This is a genomic window from Emcibacter sp. (assembly GCF_963675455.1).
Taxonomy (GTDB): Bacteria; Pseudomonadota; Alphaproteobacteria; order Sphingomonadales; family Emcibacteraceae; genus Emcibacter.
Genome location: NZ_OY776217.1, coordinates 1,708,104 through 1,730,899 on the forward strand (window position 1 = coordinate 1,708,104; position 22,796 = coordinate 1,730,899).

Genomic DNA, 22,796 nt, shown 5'->3' on the forward strand with positions numbered 1-22,796 from the left:
TTCTTTATTCGGCGGCCATATGTGAAATCACGTTATGGCGATAGTCGTCAAGCTGTTTCTGCAGCCGGGCTTCGACTTCCCGGACGGCTTTTTCCTTCACATGGCCGAAACCGCGAATGTCTTCCGGATAAGAGGCGAGCGCGATTGCCCGGTCCAGATTGTTTTTATCCAGATGACCCAGAATTTCCTCCAGATGGCGTTCATAGTCCGCCAGCAGGCGTCGCTCCATCTTCCGCTCGTTGGTTTTGCCGAAAATGTCAAAGGTGGTGCCGCGCAGGCCTTTCATCTTCGCGACCAGTTTCAGCGCGGGCATCATCCAGGGGCCGAAAGACATTTTCTTCAGATGACCCTGATTGTCTTTCTTCGCCAGCAGCGGCGGCGCCATATGGAATTTCAGCTTGAAATCACCGTCGAACTGCTGGCCGAGTTTTTCCCGGAAGCGTCCGTCGGTATAGAGGCGGGCCACTTCAAATTCATCCTTGACGGCCAGCAGCTTGTAATAGTTACGCATGACAGCCTCCGTCAGGGCTGTGCTGCCGGCCTGTATGGCCTGTTCGGCTGTCCTTGTCCGCTCGACCAGGGCCAGATATCTGTCGGCCAGGGTCTTGTTCTGGTAGGCGGTCAGTTCTTTCGCGCGGTAAGCGATCTTTTCTTCCAGGGTTTCGGGAAGGTAACGTCCGGCCACCGATCCGGGTAGGGAGACCCGGACATCGTGAGGTGTTTCGGCGGCCAGACGACCCCAGACAAAACTCTGTTTATTACTTTCAACGGCGACACCATTGAGCTCGATCGCCCGGTAGAGGGCGTCGAGACTTATCGGCAGGCGACTCTTCTGCCAGGCATAGCCCAGCAGGAACATGTTGGTGGCGATGCTGTCGCCCATCAGGGCGGTGGCCAGCTCTGTGGCTTCGATCATATCGAGGCCGTCTGTTCCCACCATTGTTTCCAGATTGCGCCGGATCAGTCCGTCATGGATGTCCGCGTCCCGGTTGAGGGTGAACTGGGCGGTCTGGGTCTTGTGGGCATTGAGGATCACATGGCTGCGGCCTGCTTCAAGGGTGCGCAGGCTTTCCGGGCTGCCGGCCACGACCATGTCGCAGCCCAGCAGCAGATCGGTATGGCCGGTAGAGATACGTACCGTTTCCATATTTTCTGCCTTGTCGGCAAGGCGGACGTAGCTATAGACCGAACCGCCCTTCTGGGCGAAACCGGTAAAGTCGAGAACACTGGCGGCCTTGCCTTCAAGGTGGGCGGCCATGGTGATGATCTGGCCGATGGTGACCACACCGGTGCCGCCGATGCCGGTGATCAGGATATCATAACTGTCCCGGATCTCGGGCAGGGAGGGGGCGGACAGTGCCCCGGCCAGGGCCATCGGGTCCTGCCGGTTGCCTTTTCTCACTTCACCGCCTTCGACGGTGACGAAGGAAGGGCAGAAACCCTCGATGCAGCTGTAATCCTTGTTGCAGCTGGACTGGTCGATGGCGCGCTTGCGGCCAAGCTCGGTTTCCACCGGGACAATGGAGACGCAGTTGGATTGCACTGAACAGTCGCCGCAGCTTTCACAGACCAGTTCATTGATAAAGGCCCGTTTCGGCGGATCTGGAAATTCCTTTTTCTTGCGGCGCCGACGTTTCTCGGCCGCACAGGTCTGGTCGTAAATGATAGCCGTGACGCCTTTGATTTCGCGCAGTTCCTTCTGCACGCTATCCAGTTCATCCCGATGCAGAATTTTTACGTCCGGCGCGAATTTCGCCCAGCTTTTGTATTTTTCCGGTTCGTCGCTCAGGACCCGGATGACCTTGATGCCTTCGTCATGAAGCTGGCGGCTGATCTGGTCCACGGTCAGGGTGCCTTCCAGCGGCTGCCCGCCGGTCATGGCGATGGCGTCATTATAGAGGATCTTGTAGGTGATGTTGACCCCGGCCGCGACTGCCTGACGGATGGCCAGAAGGCCGGAATGATAATAGGTGCCGTCGCCGAGGTTCTGGAAGATATGCCCTTCATGGGTGAAGGGCGCCTGGCCCAGCCAGTTCACACCTTCGCCGCCCATCTGGGTCAGGCATTCGGTATCCCGCTCCATCTTGGTGGCCATGAAATGACAGCCGATACCGGCCAGCGCCCGGCTTCCCTCGGGCACTTTGGTGGAGCGGTTATGGGGGCAGCCGGAACAGAAATAGGGGGTGCGCATGTCTTTCTGGCCAAAGGTGCCGATCAGGGATTTTTTCTTTTTATAGCGCTCCAGTTTCTGCCTGATGTCATCTTCCAGGCCAAGGGCGGCGAGAGACGGCAGCAGGGCCTCAAGAACCTCTTCCGGGCAGAATTCACCGGTGGATTTCAGCAGCGGGGCCCCGGTTTCATCCTGCTTGCCGATAACCAGCGGGCGCTCGCCCGATGGCATGTTGAACAGGATGTCGCGGATCTGCAATTCGACAAAACTGCGTTTCTCCTCGATGACCAGTATCTTGTCACAGCGGCGGGCAAAGTCCCTGATCCGGTCCGTATGTAACGGCCAGGTCATGCCGATCTTGAGCAGGGCGATGCCGTTCTCTTCGGCCTTTTTTTGGTCGATCCCGGCCATGCGCAGGGCTTCCATAAGATCGAGGCTGGCCTTGCCGCAGGTGACGATTCCGAGCCGCGGTTTAGAACAATCCCAGATCATTTGATCCAGGCTGTTGTGACGGGCAAAATTATCGACCGCCTTCAGTTTGTGGTCCATCAGGCGATGTTCAATCTGGATGAAGGGATCGGGCCAGCGGTAATGAAGTTTAGCCGGATCATAACCTTCATGTTCGGGGATCGTGAAATGACGATTGACCTGGTCCAGGTTGACGGTGCCGGCGCTTTCGACAATTTCGCTGGTGGCGATAAAACCGGACCAGCAGCCGCTGAACCGGCTGAGGGCAAAACCGTAAAGGCCGAAATCGAAATAATCCTGCAGGCCAGCCGGGGCGAGAACCGGCATCATCCAGCTCTGCATCACCTGTTCGCTCTGATGGTTCATGCTGCTGGAGACCGCGTTATGGTCATCGCCGGCTATCACAAGGACGCCGCCGCGGGGGGAGGCGCCGAAGGCGTTACCGTGCTTGAGCGCATCACCGGCCCGGTCCACACCCGGGCCCTTGCCGTACCAGATGCCGAAGACGCCGTCATAGTCAGCCTTCGGATTGCGTTCCACCTGCTGGGAACCCAGCACAGCAGTGGCGGCTAGTTCCTCGTTGATGCCGGGCTGGAATTTTACCTGGGCGTCGTCCAGGTATTTCCGGGCTTTCCACAGGGCCATGTCATAACCGCCGAGAGGCGAGCCGCGATAGCCCGAGATGAAGCCTGCCGTCTTCAGACCGTTCTTGCGGTCCAGGGCCGCCTGCATCAGTGGCAGTCGCACCAGCGCCTGGGTGCCGGTCAGGAAAATCTGCCCGTCATTCTTTTTATAACAATCGTCAAGTTGGTAGCTCGCGTCGAAGCTGCCCGGTTGTATGGTCATTATTATCTGCCCCTGAATCTTTATTCTGAAGAAATGATACCTCCGTCAGGCAGGGAATGTCCTTGCGATCTTTGCTCGATATATGTATTAAAAGGATAATACATTCTAATAATATTAGTAAAATGGAAGAATATTCTATGAAACTGGATAATATTGATTTTAACATCCTTCGGGAACTTCAGGCCGACGGCCGGCTCAGCAATAATGATCTGGCTCAGAAAGTGGGCCTGTCGCCGTCGCCCTGCTGGCGCCGGGTGCGGCGTCTGGAGGAAGAGGGAATCATCTCCCAGTATGTGGCCCTGCTGGATCCGGATAAAATTGGTCTGCCGATTATCGCCTATTGTCAGGTGATGCTGGAAAAACACCAGCTTGACCAGTCGGACCAGTTTGACCAGATGATCGGGGAGAGGGCCGAGGTGCTGGAATATTATTCCATGAGCGGGGATTATGACTTCCTGCTCAAGGTGATCAGCCGCTCGATCAAGGAATATGAGGAATTCCAGACCCAGTTCCTGATGCGCCTGCCGGTGGTGCGCTCTGTCAGTACCTCTTTTGTCCTGAAACAGAAAAAACATACCACCCGATTGCCGCTCAGGTTTGTGGATCTGACAGAGAACTGAAATGGCCGTTTGACCGGAACCGTAGTTTGGGCATAAACTGTCTGGTGAGTGCAGTTGAATTTCTTCTGGATAACGGGGGCATAATGCTTAAAATTTTTCGACTGATTTCCGCGTCTATTTTGTTTCTTGTACCGGGGCAGGTCATTCAGGCCCAGACTGTTCCCGAAGAGACTGTTACTGCCGGAGAGGCCCGGGCGACCACTTCACGTCCCGTCCTTCGTGTTCTTATTCGCCCGGAATATCCAGAGGAAAAAACCCGCGAATTTCTGTCCCCCCGGGGACTTCCGTCACTCAGGAGTTATGGCGGTGGCGAAATTGTCATAAACTGGCGGGATCTGCTGGATCCGGATTATATGGCCGGCAAGGCGGTGGAGCTCAGCGATGCAATGGTCATCATTGAAACCAAAGACCGGGTAATCTTTGAAGATGCCGGCTATAGCATGCAGAAGCTGGCAGTCAGGTTTGACTATTTCGACCTGGCGGCACATGAGAATGATCAATATATCGACACTTATTCTTTTGGCGAACTGGCCGCAAAGATTAACCTGCCCGATTACGGTCAGCTTTTTACCCGTTATCAGCTGAAAACCATTGAGGACGCCAATTCCGAAAGCAGCCGTTATCTTGTCAGACTGTTGACGCTTTACTGAAGGTCCGGTGCCGGGGGCACCTTCTTGGCCGGCATGCCCGGATTGATATCGAAGATTTCATGATCCCCTCCCTGGCATTCTTCAATGGTCAGGGCGATTTCCTCAATCAGTTCCATATAAAGGCTCGGACCCGGCTCCAGATAAACACCCAGGGGATCTACCACGCCATAGTTGGCGGAGGTGTCGCCCATGACGACCGTGGCAATGCGCGGATGGGAACCGGGGGTGCCCAGGACGCAGGTGACATGCTTTTCTTTCGCAATCTGTTTCAGGGCCTTCAGGTGGCTGGCGCTGGGCGGGCTGTCGGAGTTGAGCTGGATCGCTCCGACGCTATAGAGGGAAAAGGCCTTCTCGAAATACTGAAAGGCGTCATGATAAATGATGATGGGTTTTTCCCTGAAGGGGCGCAGATCCTGGCGAAGGCGATCCTTGAGCTCGTAAAGCCGTTTGATGACTAGTTTGGAGTTGCGAATATAGGTAACCCGGTGGTCCGGGTCCAGGGCTGAGAGGGTTTCCTCGATCATCCTGACCATCTGGATGGCATTTTCCGGATCCAGCCAGATATGAAGGTCCATTTCCTCATGGTCATGCCCGGTATGATCCTCGGTTTCCTCGGTAAACCAGATCTTGCTGGTCCGGTAAGGCAGGAGCTTCAGGTCCCTGGCTTTGGCCAGGGCAACGGATTTGACTTTCTGCTGGTCGTTATCGATGATCCCGGTCAGGAAAGTTTCCAGTTTGCTGTCTACATAAAACAACACATCCGCATTGACCACCTTGCGGATATGGGAGGGGCGCATGCTGAAGATGTGTGGGTCCAGGGAACTGTCCATGAGCAGAGTAACTTCGCCCCTGCTTCCCATCACCGATTGAACCAGTGAGTGGACCGGCTTTATGCTGGCTACCACATCCAGTTGTCTGGCCTGGGCCGGCAGGGTGAATGCCAGGAAAAGGCCGGAGATCAAAAGTGCCCTGTATAATCTGTTTATCATTATCTGTCCGAATTCGTTATAACATAACGTATCTGATGCGTCAGGCCCGTAAAGTCAAGTATTGATTTCGAATAACCGACAGTTGTTTTCATCCGGCCGCGATCAGCAAACCTCCGCCGAAGGTCAGGAAACTGACCAGGAACACCACAAAGGTATAGCCCATGATCTGCCGCATATGCAGGCCGGCAATGGCCAGCAGCGGAATTGTCCAGAAGGGCTGGATCATATTGGTCCACTGATCGCCGTAGGCGACCCCCATCACCACAAGCGGCAGGTTAACGCCAAGGTTTTGTGCGGCCTCGATAAAGACCGGTCCCTGGATGGCCCATTGTCCGCCGCCGCTGGGGACAAAGAAGTTGACCAGTCCACCGGAAATAAAGGCCCAGAACGGCAGGGTTTGTGCGGTCGAGATGCTGGTGAACCAGTCCGACATGATATTGACCAGGCCGCTGTTGAACATCAGTCCCATGATGCCGGCATAGAGCGGATATTGCAGCAGGACCGGGGAGACGGTGCGGCTGGCGTTGCCGATCAGGGAGACATAATGAAGCGGGTTGCGGGCCAGCATCAGGCCGAACGCCAGAAATGACCAGTTGACGATATTGAGGTTCAGGTTCAGCCCCTTTGTTTTGAACCAGTAGACCAAGTAGGCAATGAGCAAAAGTCCGAGGCCTATCGAGATCAGCCGGCTGTTGTCCAGATAACCGGCCGGCGTCAGCGGGGTGCCGTGGCCGGAGGAGCGGTCCATTTCCGCATCTTCCTCCTGCAGCGATTCTATGGCCTCGACCGGAGCTTCGACAATTTCCTCGTCTTTCGGGCGCATCAGGCTGCAGGTCAGGGCGACAAGAGTCAGGGTGATAAAGGCGATGGCAATATTCCAGCCGGCAAAAATGGTTTCCGTGACCGGGATCAGTCCGCCGATACTGCTTTCCAGGGCGTTGCCCGGTGTGGCGACAAACAGGGGAGCCGAGGCGGAATACCCCATGTGCCAGATCACGAAACCGGCATAGGCGGAGGCGACGAGCAGAGGAAAGTGCAGGCGGAGGCCTTTCCTGCGTCCCTCGATGGCTACCTGCTGGGCAAGGATGGCGCCGGCCACAAGTCCGAGAGACCAGGACAGCAGACTGGCCAGTCCGGCAATGAGGGTCACCATCAGGTAGGCGCCGGCCTGGCTGTTTGGCAGGCCGCCCAGAAACCTGAGGGCCCGCTGGACGGAATCGGTATGTGCCAGTGCATGGGCGGCGATCAGCATGATACTGAGCTGCGCCATAAAGCCGAGCAGGGAGGATAGACCGTCACCCCAGGCGACCATGGCGCCAACAGGTGTCGCATCGGTCAGACCCAGAGTGATCAGGAAGGTGGCCAGGGTCAGCAGGATGGCAAATACAAAGGGGTCCGGATAAAACCGTTCAACAAAAACCATAAACGGCCTGGCCAGTAACTGAAAATATTTCATGAAATCCTCCGCTTTTTCCTGCCATTGTGAAGCATGAAGGCACAGATTCAACTCAAAATATAGGATGTGGGGAAATTCACAATTTTTTCAGTTTTACAGGATAGGGTTCATGTATAAAAAAAGTAGTAAAGCAGTTGGTGTCTCCACCAAGGGAAATTTGTAGAGGATTTTTGTATGTTAGCAGCTACAGCGGGAACATCGGATCAGGAAGTCGTTTTTTCCGAGGATGACATTATTGTCAGCAAGACCGACCTGAAGGGCAAGATTATCTATGCCAATGACACATTTTGTGATGTCAGTGGTTACAGTGTAGATGAGCTTATCGGCAAGCCCCATAACATCATTCGCCACCCTGACATGCCGCGATGTATCTTTAAATTTATGTGGGACACGCTCGGGTGCGGTGAGGAAATCTTTGCTTATGTGAAGAATAGCTGCCGGGACGGACGCTTTTACTGGGTTCTGGCTTATGTCACCCCGTCACTGGACATCAATGGCAAGGTCTGCGGGTATCATTCCAGTCGCCGTTCGCCAAATCGCCGGGTGTTGCCGAAACTGGAAGAGATTTATGCAGCTTTGCGAAAAACCGAACAGCAGGCGTCAACTCCGAAAGAAGGTATGGAGCAGGCGGGCAAACAGTTCGAGCAGATGCTGGCAGACCAGAAAATGACATATAACCAGTTTTTGTTTTCCCTGGAACAAATGTAACGGCGACGCCCCTTTATTTGTCGCATGATAATTCCGGCCCCCTCTGAAGAAAAATATTTACCGGGATCCTCTCCTTACGGGAAATTTTAAAGACTTTATTTAGGAATCTTCCGTACCGTTGCCTTAAAGGGGACGACTGTCAAAATCGCGATGCCAACGTCCTGAAAATATTACCGATATTTAATTTATAACCTGCTTTATTAGGGTAGCTAAATGGCTTTTTTTTCCTCTCCGAAATCAGTTCCGACTACAGAAAATATTACCGAAGCAACGTCTCATCCCGTAGGTGTTGATCCCGTATTTGAACAAAAATGTGAAAATTATGAACGGGCTTTCGCCCAGATGGCCCAGACCCTGGAATCAGTGCTGGCTGGAAACCTTCAGGGTCGCCTGACCGTTGATCGCGGCCAGGGAGATCACGTGGCGCGAGCCTTTCAGGCCCTGAACGATGTTCTGGATCAGTCCGATCGACGCGTCGTCGAAGCCGTTGAAAAAAATCAGCAGTCCTCGCAGGCCCTGACGTCGACACTGGAAAATAAATTTTCCGGCTTCATGTCTGAATTTGCGGCTTCCGTGCAGCAGCTGTCCGGCGTGTCTGAAGAAATGAAGCAGCTTGCGGTTCAGAATGTGGCGCAGAGCCGTCAGGCTTCTACAACAGCCGATGAAGCCACCGGTAATGTAAATGCGGTGGCGTCGGCCACTGAAGAACTGTCCAGTTCCATTAACGAGATCACAAGCCAGGTGAATGCGTCCTCGACGGTCACGAAAGAAGCGGTGAAAGGCGCGGCTTCTGCCGGCGATGCGGTCAAGGGGCTGGAAGATTCAGCAAACCAGATTGACCGGGTGGTCGAACTTATCCGGACGATCGCCGGACAGACCAATCTTCTGGCGCTTAATGCGACGATCGAGGCGGCGCGGGCCGGGGAAGCGGGCAAGGGCTTTGCCGTTGTGGCTTCCGAAGTGAAAAACCTGGCAAATGAAACCTCAAGCGCCACGGACGATATTGTCGCCCAGGTGGAAAATATCCAGTCTGCGATTAAACATACAGTCCAGACCATCGAGGAAATCAGCACCAAGATTAATCAGGTGGATGAATATTCGGCTGCAATCTCTGCCACCATCACCCAGCAGAATGCCGCGACTATGGAAATTTCCCGCAATATCCAGCAGGCGGCCCGCGGCACCAGTGTGACTTCGGAGCAGATCTCCGAAATCTACAGTTCGTCTGAAAATACCAGCCGGATGGCCGACGAGGTGTATGGCGCTGCCGACAAGGCAATCAGTCAGATTGAAACCCTGAAGAGAGAAGTTGGAACGATCCTGCATCAGGCGAACTAGGGTCATCCCGAGCCCCGCCGCGGGAGTTTTCCAGCGGCCAGAATTTTGCCGAATTTGTTTTTATTGATAAAGAGCCAACCCGCATGTAAAAAGGGGTTGGCTCTTTTCTTGTTTGGCGTGTTATAGTCCTGCCAGATTCGGGATAGAGGGATTAACAAGGCTAAGAAACATCGGCCCGGAAGCAAGGCTCAGGGCGCGGAAAAGACGGGTAGAGTATGAATTTTCAAATCGGGGAATCTCCCTTTTTCAAGATAGCAAAGAATGCGATCCTTCTGGTTGCGGCTCTGGGGCTGCTCGCAGGTTGTTCCGGCCGCGACACTCTGAAATATGAGGACAGGTCGGTCGAGGAAATCTATGACTGGGCCCTGGGATATATCAACAAGGGTCAATATCGCTATGCGGCTGTGGCCTTTGACGAGGTCGAGCGTCAGCACCCCTATTCTGTCTGGGCGCGCCGGGCACAGCTTATGTCTGCCTATTCCTATTATATGGCCAACAAATATCAGGAAGCGATCCTGACGGCCGGCCGTTTCATCTCGCTGCATCCGGGCAACAAGGATGCGGCCTATGCCTATTATCTGACCGGACTGTGTTATTACGAGCAGATCGCCGATGTGCGCCGGGATCAGAAAATTACCGAACAGGCGCTGAGTGCCTTTACTGAAGTCGTTCGTCGTTTTCCCCTTTCTGAATATGCCAAGGATGCCCGGCTGAAGATTGACCTGACCCAAGATCACCTTGCTGGCAAGGAGATGGAAATCGGCCGTTTCTACCAGACAACCGGAGAACATATGTCTGCCATCAAGCGGTTCCGTACAGTGGTGGAAAAATATGAAACCACTAGTCATGTCCCGGAAGCCCTGCACCGCCTGACGGAGCTTTACATGTCCTTGGGGATTTATCCCGAGGCCCTTAAAACAGCTGCCGTTCTGGGGCATAACTATCCGGACAGCAAGTGGTATAAATTCAGTTACGAGTTGATGCAGAAATATTCCAACTAGGAGGCATTCGCGTCCAGATGCTGATTGGCATTACCATCAGGGATATCGTTCTTATTGACCGGCTGCAAATCCCTGTGCCAGGCGGCCTGTCTGTCCTCAGTGGTGAAACGGGGGCGGGGAAATCCATTCTTCTTGACAGCCTGGGGCTTGCCACCGGACAACGGGGCGAGCGCGACCTGGTGCGTCATGGTTCGGAACAGGGGACCGTCATTGCCGAATTTTCCCTGCCGGAAGATCTGTCGATCTGGTCTGTCCTTGAAGACCAGGGACTGGAGTATGAGCCCGGCGAACTGATCCTCAAAAGAACGCTGTCAAGGGACGGTCGCAGCCGGGCCTTTGTCAATGACCAGCCGGTCAGTATCGGGCTGCTGCGCCAGCTTGGCGAAATGCTGGTTGAAATACACGGCCAGCATGATGAACGCGGTCTTCTTAACCCGGCCGGGCATAGGCTTATGCTTGATGATTATGGCAACTACAGGAACAAGCTGGAGGATGTCAGCAGCAGCTACAGCAAACTGACCGGCCTCAGGCGCCTATTGCAGGAAGAAGAAGACAAGCTGTCCGAAGCGCGCCGGGACGAGGAATATATCCGTTACAATCTGGAAGAGCTGGATAGCCTTGCCCCGCAGGAAGGGGAAGAAGAGGAATTGTCGGAAAGACGCGCCCATATGATGAAGGGGGAAAAACTTTCCGACGGCCTGAATGAGGTGTTGTCCGATCTGCTTGATGACAAGGGGGCGGATGCCTCCCTGCGCGGCGCGCTTCGGCGTCTGGAGCGGATGGCGGAGTCTGACGGCCTGCTGGAATCCGTCGTGCAGTCCCTGGACCGGGCGGCCATTGAAACGGCGGAAGCCATTGCCCGGCTGGAACAGACGTTGCGTGACCTGGAATTTGACCCGCAGGATCTGGAACACAGCGAGGAGAGGCTGTTCTCACTTCGCGCCGCGGCCCGCAAACACAACTGCCAGGTAGACCAGCTTGCGGCCCTGAGGGACGATTTTGCCGAAAGGCTTCGGGCGCTGGAATTCGGGGACGAGGAAATCCGCCGCCTGACCGGTGAGGTCAGGCAGGCCGAGGAGCGCTTCAGGCAGGCCGTTGGAGTTCTGAGTGACGCCCGCCGGAAGGCGGCAGCCAGGCTTGACGAACTGGTCAATGCGGAACTGCCGCCCCTGAAACTGGAAAAGGCAAAGTTCCGGACAACCCTGACGCCCCTGCCGGAAGAGGAGTGGGGTGCCCAGGGCGGTGAAAAGGTGGAATTTGAAATCAGCACAAATCCGGGGGCGCCATTCGCCGGCCTGATCAGGATCGCGTCGGGCGGTGAACTGAGCCGCTTTATGCTCGCCCTCAAGGTCGTGCTGGCCAGCGAGAATACGGTGCCGACGCTGATTTTTGATGAAATCGACCGCGGTGTCGGCGGGGCGGTGGCCGATGCGGTCGGGGAACGCCTGAAACGGCTGTCGGAACATGCCCAGATCATGGTGATTACCCATTCTCCCCAAGTCGCGGCCCGGGGCAACAGTCATTGGTTGATTGCGAAATCCCAGGCTGGCGAAGCCGGGCAAATGAACACGACCATAACAGCTCTTGATGCAGAGGCCCGGCGGGAGGAAATTGCCCGCATGCTGGCCGGGGCAACCGTCACGGACGAGGCCCGGGCGGCAGCGAAAAGCCTGATGCAGGGATAATATATGTCTGATCTGAATCCTATTGCCCCGGATAAACTGACAGAGGCCCAGGCCCGCGACGAGCTTGAACGGCTGGCCCTTGAAATCGCTCATCATGACAAGCTCTATCATCAGCAGGATATGCCGGAGATTTCCGACGCGGAATATGATGCATTGCGCCGCAGGAACGAGGAAATTGAAAAGCTGTTTCCAAACCTGATACGGGAAGACAGTCCCTCCGGCCAGGTCGGGGCTGCCCCGGCCAGCGGTTTTGCCAAGGTGCGGCATGCCAAGCCCATGCTTTCCCTCGATAATGCCTTTGATGATCAGGATGTTGTGGATTTTGTCGACCGCTGCCGAAGATTTCTGAGCCTGTCCGGCAGTGATGAAATCACCCTGACGGCGGAGCCTAAGATTGACGGTTTGTCAGCTTCCCTGCGCTTTGAAAAAGGGGCCTTCGTTCAGGGCTTGACCCGTGGCGACGGAAGGGTCGGGGAAAATATTACGGACAATCTCAGGACCCTGGATGACATACCGAAAAAGCTGAAGGGCGATGGCTGGCCTGACGTGTTGGAAGTGCGCGGTGAAGTTTACATGGGCAAGTCCGACTTTTTTGCCCTTAATGAAAAACAAACCGAAGCCGGGAAAAAGGTTTTTGCCAACCCCCGCAATGCGGCAGCCGGTTCCCTGCGCCAGCTGGACAGCACCATCACCGCCGAACGTCCGCTCAAATTTTTTGCCTATGGCTGGGGAGAATTATCCGCGCCGCTGGCGGACACCCAATATGAAGCTCTTGCCAGGCTTGGGGACTGGGGATTTAAAATCAACAGCCTGACCAGACTCTGTAGATCAGTTGAGGACGCGCTGGATCATTACCACGACATCGCCCGGCAGCGGGCCAACCTGGACTATGATATTGACGGTGTGGTTTACAAGGTGGACCGTCTTGATCTGCAGGACCGGCTTGGCATGGTCAGCCGGGCGCCGCGCTGGGCCATTGCCCACAAGTTCCCGGCGGAACAGGCGATTACGACACTACGGGATGTGGAATTCCAGGTCGGACGCACCGGCGCTGTGACCCCCGTGGCCCGGCTTGAACCGGTTACCGTGGGTGGCGTCGTAGTGTCAAATGCGACGTTGCACAATGCCGACGAAATCGAGCGGCTCGGCGTGCGCATCGGTGACAAGGTAATTGTCCAGCGGGCCGGGGACGTGATCCCCCAGGTGGTGCGGGTCCAGGAGGCGGCGCCGGACGGCCGGAACATCGAATTCCCCAAAACCTGCCCGAGTTGTGACAGTCATCTGGAGCGGGAAGAGGGCGAAGTGGTCTGGCGTTGTTCAGGCGGCCTGATCTGTCCGGCGCAACGGGTGGAGCGGTTGCGTCATTTTGTCTCCCGCAATGCCTTTGATATTGACGGTCTGGGCGCCAAGCAGATCGAGTTCTTCTTTACCAGGGGCATGATCCAGAGTCCGGCAGACATTTTCACTCTGAAGGAGCGGGATGAAACCGAAGGCAACCTCCAGCGCCTGAAAAACTTTGAGGGCTGGGGCGAGCAGTCGGTCAATAACCTGTGGCAGGCCATTGACGAGCGGCGGGAAATTGCCATGGACAGATTTCTGTACGCCTTGGGCATCCGTCATATCGGACAACAGAATGCCCGGCTGTTGTGCCTGAATTACCTGACCATGGATACATTGCTTGCCCAGATGGAAGCGGCCCGGGACCGGGACAGTGACGCCTATGATCAACTTTTGAATATTGACGGCATCGGTCCCAAAGTAGCGGAAGCCATCGTCGAGTTTTTTGCCGAACCCCACAACCGGCAGGTCGTCGAAGACCTGAGACAGCAGGTCAATGTCCAGGAGTTCGAGGCGCCGAAGACCGATGGCTCCCTGGTTGCCGGCAAGACCATTGTCTTTACCGGCAAGCTGGAAAAAATGTCACGCCAGGAAGCCAAGGCCTCGGCAGAAAACCTTGGGGCAAAAGTGTCCGGATCCGTGTCCGCCAAAACCGACATGGTGGTGGCTGGCCCGGGGGCCGGTTCCAAGCTGAAAAAGGCTGCGGAGCTAGGTGTTCAGACACTTACGGAAGACGAATGGCTGGAAATGATCGGCCAGACCTGATCTGCCAATTCACAAGACCGGCAACTGCTATAAACTATAGTTATGCATGAAACTATACTCTTGAGCTCAAGGTATGCATTAAATGCATGTCTGCCGCGCAATTTTATTATCTACAAAAAATTTGAATAAAACTTTATCTACAGCTCACCGGCGGACGACCACCGGTTAATTCAACAGATTTTAAGGATAGATCAATGACAAAATATATCGAAGGATATGATTTCATGGATCTGTTGAAGGACAAAAGTCTTGTGCCTGTGACAGATCTCGCCGAAGTAAAGCTGGCCGATAAAGTGGCTGCTTTCATGTCCAGGCTGACCGGAAAAATTAATCGTTCCGTGATTGTGGCCGATTATGATTTCATGGACCTGCTACAGGAAAAGGGCTATGTGCCTGTTAGTGAGCCGGCCAACGATAACGCTCCGGCGGTAAATATCGCTTCCTGATACAGAGTTCTGTTTCAGATGTCAGACCCTCAAGGAGCCGGCTTTTGCCGGCTTTTTTACTGTTCCCGTCAGGCGCCTACTGGCCTCAGTCCCGTTTCAGGGTCAGGGCCCGCCATTCATTGAGGGCATAGTCTTTTTCAAGTTCAAACCCCTGGGCCCGGTAGGCGTCCAGGACCGCTTCCTGCTGTTTGTCCAGCAGGCCGGACAGGATCAGGTGACCATCAGGAGTAAGGTGCCGGGCCATGTCGGGGGCCAGTTCGATCAGCGGGCCGGCCAGGATATTGGCGACAATCAGGTCAAAGGGACCGCGCCCGGACAGCCGGGGGTCTGCGAAACCGTCCGCAGTCAGGGCAAAGACGCCCTGTCTGTCCTGTTCCGCACTGCTCAGCGGCACATGGTTCACCTCTGCATTTTCGATAGTGGTGTCTGTGGCGATGGGATCGATGTCGCTGGCCGTCACCGGGCTGTTCCACAGTTTTGCCATGGCCAGGGCCAGAACGCCGGAACCGCAGCCCAGGTCCAGGATGTTTTGGGGTTGTCCCTTGCGGGCGATATCTTCAATGGCCAGAAGGCAGCCGTGGGTTGTTTCATGCTGGCCGGTGCCAAAGGCCTGGCCGGCTTCAATCTGCAGACTGATGCGGTCGGCAGGGACCTTGTCGGCGTCGTGGCTGCCGTAAATGAAGAATTTCCCCGTATCCACCGGTTTGAGTATCTTCTGGGATTCCGCCACCCAGTCCCGCTGTTCCACTTCCTCGATGGTGAAGTCCGGCTGCCCGATATTATACAGCTCATTCAGGAAACCGATCGCCCCCCTGATCTGTTCCTCCTTTGGCCGGTTGATATAATATCCCTCGAAGATCCACAGTTCCGGTGTTTCCTTCTGCTCGAAACTGCTGAAGGTTGGTACGGGATCACCGGCCAGCGCATAGAGGAGTTCCTCGAAAGCGGGAATGATGTCAAGGGGGAGCGCCAGGCTCAGTTTCCAGGTTGAATCGGGAATATTCACGGGCAGGGTCCTTTATGTTTCCAGCCTTTATGGCGAGAAGTGCGGCCGGAAACAACCAAAATCCGGCAGTTTCCACGATAAAATGCGATCAGACATAGCTTATATGCGACAAGAAGCCGGCCGCCTACTTGTGAAGTAGGGGATCATTCTTTTATACTCATTCCATAAGTTGACATAAACTGCTCAATAAGAAAATGAACTGAAGGAACCGACCATGAAGGGGATATTATTCGCGGCGACGGCCCTGTCCGCAGGGATTATGGCAAACCTGGCATTTGCCGATAATGATTTTTCCGAGAAGCGGGACCACAAGGGTTTTACCGTCATTAAAATCGAAACCGGCCTGTCGCTGGACGTTCATATCGGCGATGAGTTTTCGGTTGAAGTGATGGGCGACGAGAAGAAGGTCGCCCGGCTGAAAACCCGTGTCGAGAATAATGCGCTGGTGATCGACTATGACAAGGACAAGATCGACATGGGCAACAGTCTGCACATGGATGTGACCCTGCCCAAATTCACCAGGCTTCAGGTTGACGGTGCCGTGGATGCGGATATCGAGGACTTTGACGGCGGTGACTTCGAGATCGAACTGAACGGCGCCGGCAATATTGAAATGGAAGGCACCTGTGACAAGCTGGATATCGAACTCAATGGCGCAGGTAATATTGAAGCAGAGGACCTGGAATGCAAGGATGTGGAAGTCGATGTCAATGGCGCCGGCAATGTAGAGGTTTATGCCTCTGAGTCCATCGATGCGCAAGTCAGCGGTTTCGGCAATATTGATGTCTATGGCAAACCCAAAAATGTCAAGACAAGCGACGGGCTGTTCAGCAGCATCGATATCCATTAAGCTCAGCCGGCATTTAATGACGGGTAGTAGGTAACCGAAGTGAGGTACAGCATGAAGAAAAGTATGATTATTCCCGGCGCGCTGCTGATGGCGGCCGCTTTGCCCGGACTGGCTTTGGCCGGCGGCAAATCCTATGACCTGAAGGAATTCGACCGCATTGAAATCGACAGCAGCGTCGACTTTGAAATCGAAGTGGGCCGAAAACAGTCGGTCAAGGTCGAGGCCAGCGAGGAAACACTGGAACGGCTCGATATCTTTGTCCGCGGCCATACCCTGACCATCCGCCACAAACGCGGCAAATACCGTAACTGGAGCGGTGAGAAACCGGAAATCAACATCTCCATGCAGGTCCTGGAACAGCTTGAAATCAACGGCTCCGCTGACGGCGCCATCAAGGGGCTGAAGGGCAAGCGGTTCAACCTGGAACTGAACGGCTCAGGCGAGATCGATCTGTCCGGCCGGGTCGGCCGTCTGGATGTTGAACTGAATGGTTCCGGCGAGGTTGTCGGCGACAAGGTCAATACGGAACATGCCTCTGTTGAAATTAACGGTACCGGCGATGTGACCCTGGAGGGCACTTGCGAAAAGCTCGACCTGGAGATCAACGGTTCCGGCGAATTTGACGGCCAGCGCCTGAAATGCAAAGTTGCCGATGTGGAGATCATGGGCTCCGGCGATGCCTCGGTCTATGCCAGTGACCTGGTCGATGTGGAAGTGATCGGCTCCGGCACCGTGGATATTTCCGGCAAGCCGGAGAAGGTCATGAAAGAAGTCCGCCGCCACAGCAATGTAATCATCCGCGAGAAATAATTCCCCCTCTCTTCCTCCGAAGAGAAGTTCAGGCCGCCGTCAGGCTGTGGAGAGGAAACTTTCCATCACCTTTCGGCGGCTGCCTTTTTCAAAGTCGATTTCCAGCTTGTTGCCGTCGATGGCGACCACATTGCCGTAGCCGAATTTGTCATGGAACACACGGTCGCCGAGGCTGAAGGCGGAACTGGCCGGGGCCGGGGCGCGACTGGCGCTGCCGGATGTGCTCCTGCGGGCTTTGGTGCGGTCGAGCTGGTAGTTCTTTTCATATTTTTCCTGCCCGGTCCAGCTGCCTGAACCGCCAGAGGGGCTGTTGAAACTCTGCTGCCGGCTTGAGCCCTGGCCGTAAAAGCCGCCCTGCTGACCACGGGTTTCGATATGCTCTTCGGGCAGCTCACTGATAAAACGGGACGGGATCGGCGTGGTATAATTGCCGAACAGATATCTTGACGAGGCGTGATAGACATGGGCCTGCTTGCGGGCGCGGGTCAGACCCACATAGGCGAGGCGGCGTTCCTCCTCGAGCCCCTTCTGGCCGCTTTCCTCGAGCGATTTCTTGGACGGGAACAGCTCCTCTTCCCAGCCCGGCAGGAAGACAATATCAAACTCCAGCCCCTTGGCCGCATGCAGGGTCATCAGGCTGACCTTGTCGGCGCTCTGGTTCTGCTCGTTATCCATGACCAGGCTGATATGTTCGAGGAATTCCGCGAGGCTGTCGAAATCGCCCATGCCGCGGCTGAGCTCGCCGAGGTTTTCGAGCTTGCCCGGCGCTTCCGGCGACTTGTCATTCTGCCACATGGCCCGGTAACCGGAATCCTCCAGTATCGTTTCCAGCAGCTCCACATGGTTTTCGGTGGTGGCAAGATCGCGCCAGCGGTCGAAACTGGCGACCAGCAGGGCCAGCGACTTGCGGGCGGCGGGGCGCAGTTCCTCGCTGTCGATGACCTCCCGGGCCGCCTGCATCAGCGACGATCCTTGAGCCCGGGCCAGGGTATGCAGCACATTGACCGTGGCGGCGCCAAGGCCGCGTTTGGGCACATTGATGATGCGTTCAAAGGCCAGGTCGTCCTGGGGCTGGGCGATCACGCGCAGGTAGGCCATGGCGTCGCGGATTTCCTGCCGTTCGTAAAACCTGAGGCCCCCGACGATGCGGTAGGGGATGCCGAGGGTGAGGAAGCGTTCCTCGAACTCCCGGGTCTGGAACCCGGCCCGCACCAGAATGGCCATTTCGCTTAAGGCGTGGCCCTTCCTCTGCTGATCCTCGATTTCCTCGCCGATGGCCCGGGCTTCCTCGCGCCCGTCCCAGACCGGATTGACCGTGACCGGATCGCCGCCATCGACCTCGGTCCACAGGGTCTTGCCGAGCCGGTCGGCGTTGGCGGCAATCAGCCCGCCGGCGGCGCCGAGGATATGGCTGGTGGAGCGGTAATTCTGCTCAAGCCGGATCACTTTGGCACCGGGGAAATCCTTCTCAAAGCGCAGGATATTACCCACTTCGGCGCCGCGCCAGCCGTAAATGCTCTGGTCGTCGTCACCGACGCAGCAGATGTTTTTATGGCCCTGGGCCAGCAGGCGCAGCCACAGATACTGGCTGACGTTGGTGTCCTGGTACTCGTCGACCATGATATAGCGAAATCTCTGCTGGTACTCGGCCAGCACCTGCGGATGGCTCTGGAATAATGTCAGGCAGTGCAGCAGCAGATCGCCGAAATCGCAGGCGTTGATCAGCTTGAGCCGCGCCTGATAGGCCTTATAAAGGGTGATACCCTTGCCGTCGGCATAGGCGTGGCCTTCGTTGGCCGGGACCTTGTCGGGGGTCAGCCCGCGGTTTTTCCAGCCGTCAATCAGGGAGGCGAGCAGGCGCGGCGGCCAGCGTTTGTTGTCAATGCCGGCACCCTCGATCAGCTGTTTCAGCAACCGCAACTGGTCGTCAGTGTCCAGGATGGTGAAATTGCTTTCCAGCCCCAGAAGGTCGCCGTGGCGGCGCAGGATCTTGACCCCGATCGAATGGAAGGTGCCGAGCCAGAACATACCCTCGACCGCCTCGCCGATGATACGGCCGACCCGCATTTTCATTTCCTGGGCCGCCTTGTTGGTGAAGGTCACGCACAGGATCTGCCCGGGGTAAGCCCGGCCGGTCGCCAATATGTGAGCGAGGCGCGTGGTCAGCACCCGGGTCTTGCCGGTGCCCGCGCCGGCCAGCACCAGCACCGGCCCGTCCATGGCTTCAACCGCCTCCATTTGCGGCCCGTTCAGGCCGTCCATATAGGGGGGCGGACCGGCTGGTTGAGACGGTTCGGAAGCCGGTCCGAACTCGTCCGGCAAATCATCAAGGTCAAAGGGATCAGACATGGGGGAGTTATAAACTAAGTGGTACTAAGTTTAAAAGATTAATATGGTCGGTGCCATTAGAAAATGATAACTTCTCATCTTAAACTTGTGTGTTTAAAAACAGATACACTTGCAGTTTAAATAACGAAACAATTTAAATAACTCGGGATCCACCTAAACAGTAAAATGACAAGGACGGCTAGAATTGTAGGAGTGTTTATGGCTTCGCCAAGAGATCTTGGCGAGGAACGTAAGTTAGTTAGGGAAGCTGTAGATGAAATTAATAGGGTTGTTGCGGCAAAACTAGGATTTCGAGTTGAGCTAAAGGGATGGGAAGAAACTCATTCCGGTATTGGTCGTCCACAAGAATTGATTAATGCTGAACTAGACCTGTGTGAGCTTTTTATCGGGATGATGTGGCGCAAGTGGGGGAGTCGCCCAACCAAGACCGAGGGAAAATATTCATCGGGGTTTGAGGAAGAATTCGAACGGTCGCTTCAAAGAAGGGAAGAGACGTGTATGCCTGAAATGTCTATGTATTTTAAAGAAATAGACGAAAGTCATATAGAAGACCCCGGTGATGACTTGAAGAAGGTGTTGAATTTTAAAAAACGGTTAGAAGAAGAAAAATTTATTTTATTTGAGACTTTTAGTGATCCTTTTGATTTTCAAAGAAAAGTAAGATTAAAAATTGAAAATTATTTGTTTGAACTAAAGGAAAAAGAAGAGTCAGAAACCGAACAAGAGATAGTAAAACAGGAAGCAAATAGTTCTAATGATCAAAACATAGACGGCGTAAGTAATGGTGCTTTATCTCCTGATGGACGAAAATTTCTAGACACTTTTATCCAAAAACTAGAGGAAGAGGAATGGCGTGACGAGATAAGTCAAGCTGAGGTGGCTAGGTTTAGATTGCTCGCCTGTGCGGTCAAACAGTCGGGCAATGATAAATCATATTTGGGGGTTCACGACGCTAATATAATTTACAAGAATAAAAACGATCATTATGGACGTATAGAAATATCTGAGTTGATAAATGCCGGTTTGCGGAATTTCAATGATGAGAATATCCCATTATGGCATTGGTATAACCTACTTGAAAGTGAGGTTGGAAGAGACTTTTTGCCTTTTAAGTCCATAAACTGGGGAGGAGTAGGTGTTGGTGCTCTAAAAGTTATGCGACTTATTGGTGCTGAATTTCCCAATGATCCTGATCCGATAAACCGGAGCATGTTTGTGAGTAATTGGTTCTCGAAAGAAGCACCCGATAGCTTAAAAGTTGAAGCTCTTCGGTTTCTAAAACATCAAGGTAAGGTGGGGGACTTATCCACTATCGAAAGAGAATTGGAGCGATCAGATTTTTCAACCTTGAAATATGCACTTGAGGCCTTGGTTTCTATACAATATCAATCAAATAAGTTGGCTGCAGCTAAAACAACGCTTCAAAATCAATTTGAAAATTTCGATGAAAATTTGTTGGCAAAAATCGTCGAAGTTCTACCAAATCTAGACGAAGAGTTTCACCATCAGGGTATTGCCCATCGAAATAGTACAATTAGATTGGAATGTTGTAGAAAACTGATTAAGGACGACAAACTAACTATTGAGGAAATTAACGAACTAAAAAAGGATGTTAGTGCTTCTATAAGAAACGAAATAGTTCTCTATCTGCAATCTTGCGGACATGATTTAAGTGACCAGGAAGTGAAGGGAATTCTTATTAAGCCTCAAAATAGAAACTATTTTTCTGCTCTTGGTTTCGCTGCAAAGCGAACAGATAAGGAAGGTGAGGCCTACTATGAGGAATATTTGTTTGCAAAAAACTTAAATATGTCCGAACACCAACTTCGTATGAGGTCCAGTGAAGAGGATTTTTTGCGGATGCTCCCTTATTTCGCTTTGTGTAAGAAGTATTTCAAGAAATATGGGGATGATCTTCGCAAAGATATCGACGACCAGTTCAAGGAAAAATTTGACAATAAGTTTAGCAACCTCAAAAAGGCAGGGGCTCCTGATAAGACTCTGCAATCATTGGCGAATATGGAGAAAAATCTGAGGGCAGCCCGTACGCGCGAGGGGTTAGATATTTTGTGTGAAAAAGGCTGTATAGAAGACTTGGCACGAATTAGAAAATTTAACAGGTCGGATTTCGTATCAAGTTCAAAAAATGAGATTAGGTATTTTAAGAAGTATGGCGAATGGGAGGATTTGCCTCATCTTGCAAATGCTGAAAAGTTTACACCGCTTAAAAGAAGCTTACTTGAAGATGTAAGTGGGGATGCAGAATTTAGAGATTTAATCGCAAGTGCGATGTACAGCATAGGTAATAAGAACTTAAATCAACTAGTAGAATTAGAAATGTCGCCATTAATTTTGGCAAATTTGCTGCGGAAAATACCTACCAAACAATTTTCTATTTTGTCTATGGAAAATATATTGAATCTGCTAGGCCATAAAGATGAACAAGTTCGAAAAATTACTTCGTTAAAATGCGTAATTTCTTTTTCTAAATCCTGGTTAAGGTCTACGCTTTCAAATTACCTAAACAATGATAATCAACACTTCTACAATGTTATTTTCTGGCTGGACCTTGGGGTGTCGATGAAAAAATCTCTTGCTGACCATACAGCAAAAATTGTGCTGAACGAGGATGTTTTATAACAACACTCCGTCTGCAGGAGTGGTGTCCGGTTCAAACTCTTGCCTGATACAATTTAAACCAAGTTTTCTTTGAGGGGGGAACTACCGTTCATAACTTCGCTACATGAGTTCCCCCCGGCCTCGCGGCCTCTCCAAGTTTTTGATTGGTGGGGGGGCTATCGCCCCTTGGGCTACATGAGGCCCCCCGCGTTCAGGGAACGCTCCCCCCAAATTAAACCCACAGCTCCCGGCACAGCCGGGGGTGGTGGATGGCTTCGGGGCCGATCAGGAAAATGGCGGCGAGGAACAGGACGGGGATGGCCCAGCTGAGCTCGATCATCCGTTTATAGGGATGCAGCGCCAGGCCGAGCAGAAACAGCGGGATATAGGCGGCCAGGAAAATCCAGAAAAACAGCACCGTCAGCGGATGCAGCCCGTACCCGCACCAGGCCTGCGGAATATTCCAGTAGAGGGCATAAAGCAAAAGCCCGGTCCAGGCGGCCAGGCAGAACACATGGAATTACGGTGACAGTTACCGAATTTTTTCTTCTCTTTTTGATTAGTGGGGGGAACTACCGCTCGTAACCTAGCTACTTGAGTTCCCCCCGCGTCCGTGGGACGCTCCCCCCTTACCCAAAAAAGGCTGGCTGAAATTCTGGCCTGAGGATATCCTTGGGACGTA

Annotated in this window: 17 protein-coding genes; 11 read left to right on the forward strand and 6 right to left on the reverse strand. The window is 53.8% G+C overall.

Annotation, left to right across the window (positions count from 1 at the left end; translation table 11 throughout):
• Window positions 1–4: 4 nt before the first annotated feature.
• The gene (locus tag ACORNT_RS07850; RefSeq protein WP_321397778.1) at window positions 5–3,484 is read right to left on the reverse strand and encodes an indolepyruvate ferredoxin oxidoreductase family protein; all 3,480 of its coding nucleotides are present in this window, start codon (window positions 3,482–3,484) and stop codon (window positions 5–7) included.
• Window positions 3,485–3,621: 137 nt separating this feature from the next.
• Here ACORNT_RS07850 and ACORNT_RS07855 point away from each other — a divergent pair, with 137 nt between their 5' ends.
• Both ACORNT_RS07855 and ACORNT_RS07860 read left to right on the forward strand, forming a co-directional pair.
• Window positions 3,622–4,104: an Lrp/AsnC family transcriptional regulator gene (locus tag ACORNT_RS07855; RefSeq protein ID WP_321397781.1), complete on the forward strand. Its 483-nt coding sequence runs from the start codon at window positions 3,622–3,624 to the stop codon at window positions 4,102–4,104.
• Between the two features lie 83 nt (window positions 4,105–4,187).
• Entirely contained in the window at window positions 4,188–4,754 is a 567-nt protein-coding gene (locus ACORNT_RS07860; RefSeq protein ID WP_321397786.1) for a hypothetical protein, read from the forward strand.
• On the opposite strand, the gene ACORNT_RS07865 is transcribed toward ACORNT_RS07860, so the two are convergent.
• Together ACORNT_RS07865 and ACORNT_RS07870 are read right to left on the reverse strand one after the other, a co-directional pair.
• Window positions 4,748–5,743 (reverse strand): zinc ABC transporter substrate-binding protein, encoded by a 996-nt coding sequence (locus tag ACORNT_RS07865; protein WP_321397789.1) that lies wholly within the window; start codon window positions 5,741–5,743, stop codon window positions 4,748–4,750. The two genes, ACORNT_RS07860 and ACORNT_RS07865, sit on opposite strands and share 7 nt — an antisense overlap.
• 88 nt (window positions 5,744–5,831) lie before the next feature.
• A complete protein-coding gene (locus ACORNT_RS07870; protein ID WP_321397792.1) occupies window positions 5,832–7,199 on the reverse strand; it encodes a short-chain fatty acid transporter in 1,368 nt (455 codons plus the stop codon).
• A 174-nt stretch (window positions 7,200–7,373) separates the two neighbouring features.
• Between ACORNT_RS07870 and ACORNT_RS07875 the strand changes: the two genes are divergently transcribed.
• The 6 genes from ACORNT_RS07875 (at window position 7,374) to ACORNT_RS07900 (ending at window position 14,480) form a co-directional block, all read left to right on the forward strand.
• The gene (locus tag ACORNT_RS07875; protein ID WP_321397795.1) at window positions 7,374–7,907 is read left to right on the forward strand and encodes a PAS domain-containing protein; all 534 of its coding nucleotides are present in this window, start codon (window positions 7,374–7,376) and stop codon (window positions 7,905–7,907) included.
• Window positions 7,908–8,120: 213 nt separating this feature from the next.
• Window positions 8,121–9,245 carry a methyl-accepting chemotaxis protein gene (locus ACORNT_RS07880; RefSeq protein ID WP_321397798.1) on the forward strand — a complete coding sequence of 375 codons (1,125 nt, stop codon included), beginning with the start codon at window positions 8,121–8,123 and terminating at the stop codon, window positions 9,243–9,245.
• Window positions 9,246–9,460: 215 nt separating this feature from the next.
• On the forward strand, window positions 9,461–10,246 hold the full coding sequence (locus ACORNT_RS07885) for an outer membrane protein assembly factor BamD (protein WP_321397801.1): 786 nt from the start codon (window positions 9,461–9,463) through the stop codon (window positions 10,244–10,246).
• Between the two features lie 17 nt (window positions 10,247–10,263).
• Complete coding sequence (recN, locus tag ACORNT_RS07890; protein ID WP_321397803.1) at window positions 10,264–11,931, forward strand: DNA repair protein RecN; 1,668 nt, start codon at window positions 10,264–10,266, stop codon at window positions 11,929–11,931.
• Window positions 11,932–11,934: 3 nt separating this feature from the next.
• Window positions 11,935–14,034, forward strand: coding sequence for an NAD-dependent DNA ligase LigA (gene ligA, locus ACORNT_RS07895; RefSeq protein WP_321397806.1), 2,100 nt, complete (start codon window positions 11,935–11,937; stop codon window positions 14,032–14,034).
• Window positions 14,035–14,228: 194 nt separating this feature from the next.
• Window positions 14,229–14,480 (forward strand): hypothetical protein, encoded by a 252-nt coding sequence (locus ACORNT_RS07900; protein ID WP_321397809.1) that lies wholly within the window; start codon window positions 14,229–14,231, stop codon window positions 14,478–14,480.
• Between the two features lie 85 nt (window positions 14,481–14,565).
• Here the strand turns inward: ACORNT_RS07900 and ACORNT_RS07905 are convergent, their stop codons facing one another.
• Window positions 14,566–15,486, reverse strand: coding sequence for a 50S ribosomal protein L11 methyltransferase (locus ACORNT_RS07905; RefSeq protein WP_321397811.1), 921 nt, complete (start codon window positions 15,484–15,486; stop codon window positions 14,566–14,568).
• Between the two features lie 214 nt (window positions 15,487–15,700).
• Here ACORNT_RS07905 and ACORNT_RS07910 point away from each other — a divergent pair, with 214 nt between their 5' ends.
• Both ACORNT_RS07910 and ACORNT_RS07915 read left to right on the forward strand, forming a co-directional pair.
• Window positions 15,701–16,336, forward strand: a complete 636-nt coding sequence (locus tag ACORNT_RS07910; RefSeq protein WP_321397814.1) for a head GIN domain-containing protein — start codon at window positions 15,701–15,703, stop codon at window positions 16,334–16,336.
• 51 nt (window positions 16,337–16,387) lie between these two features.
• A complete protein-coding gene (locus tag ACORNT_RS07915) occupies window positions 16,388–17,146 on the forward strand; it encodes a head GIN domain-containing protein (protein WP_321397819.1) in 759 nt (252 codons plus the stop codon).
• Between the two features lie 39 nt (window positions 17,147–17,185).
• Here the strand turns inward: ACORNT_RS07915 and ACORNT_RS07920 are convergent, their stop codons facing one another.
• Complete coding sequence (locus ACORNT_RS07920; RefSeq protein ID WP_321397822.1) at window positions 17,186–19,495, reverse strand: ATP-dependent helicase; 2,310 nt, start codon at window positions 19,493–19,495, stop codon at window positions 17,186–17,188.
• A gap of 198 nt (window positions 19,496–19,693) precedes the next feature.
• Here ACORNT_RS07920 and ACORNT_RS07925 point away from each other — a divergent pair, with 198 nt between their 5' ends.
• On the forward strand, window positions 19,694–22,135 hold the full coding sequence (locus ACORNT_RS07925) for a hypothetical protein (RefSeq protein ID WP_321397825.1): 2,442 nt from the start codon (window positions 19,694–19,696) through the stop codon (window positions 22,133–22,135).
• A gap of 211 nt (window positions 22,136–22,346) precedes the next feature.
• Here the strand turns inward: ACORNT_RS07925 and ACORNT_RS07930 are convergent, their stop codons facing one another.
• Complete coding sequence (locus ACORNT_RS07930) at window positions 22,347–22,628, reverse strand: hypothetical protein (protein WP_321397828.1); 282 nt, start codon at window positions 22,626–22,628, stop codon at window positions 22,347–22,349.
• Window positions 22,629–22,796 lie beyond the last annotated feature (168 nt).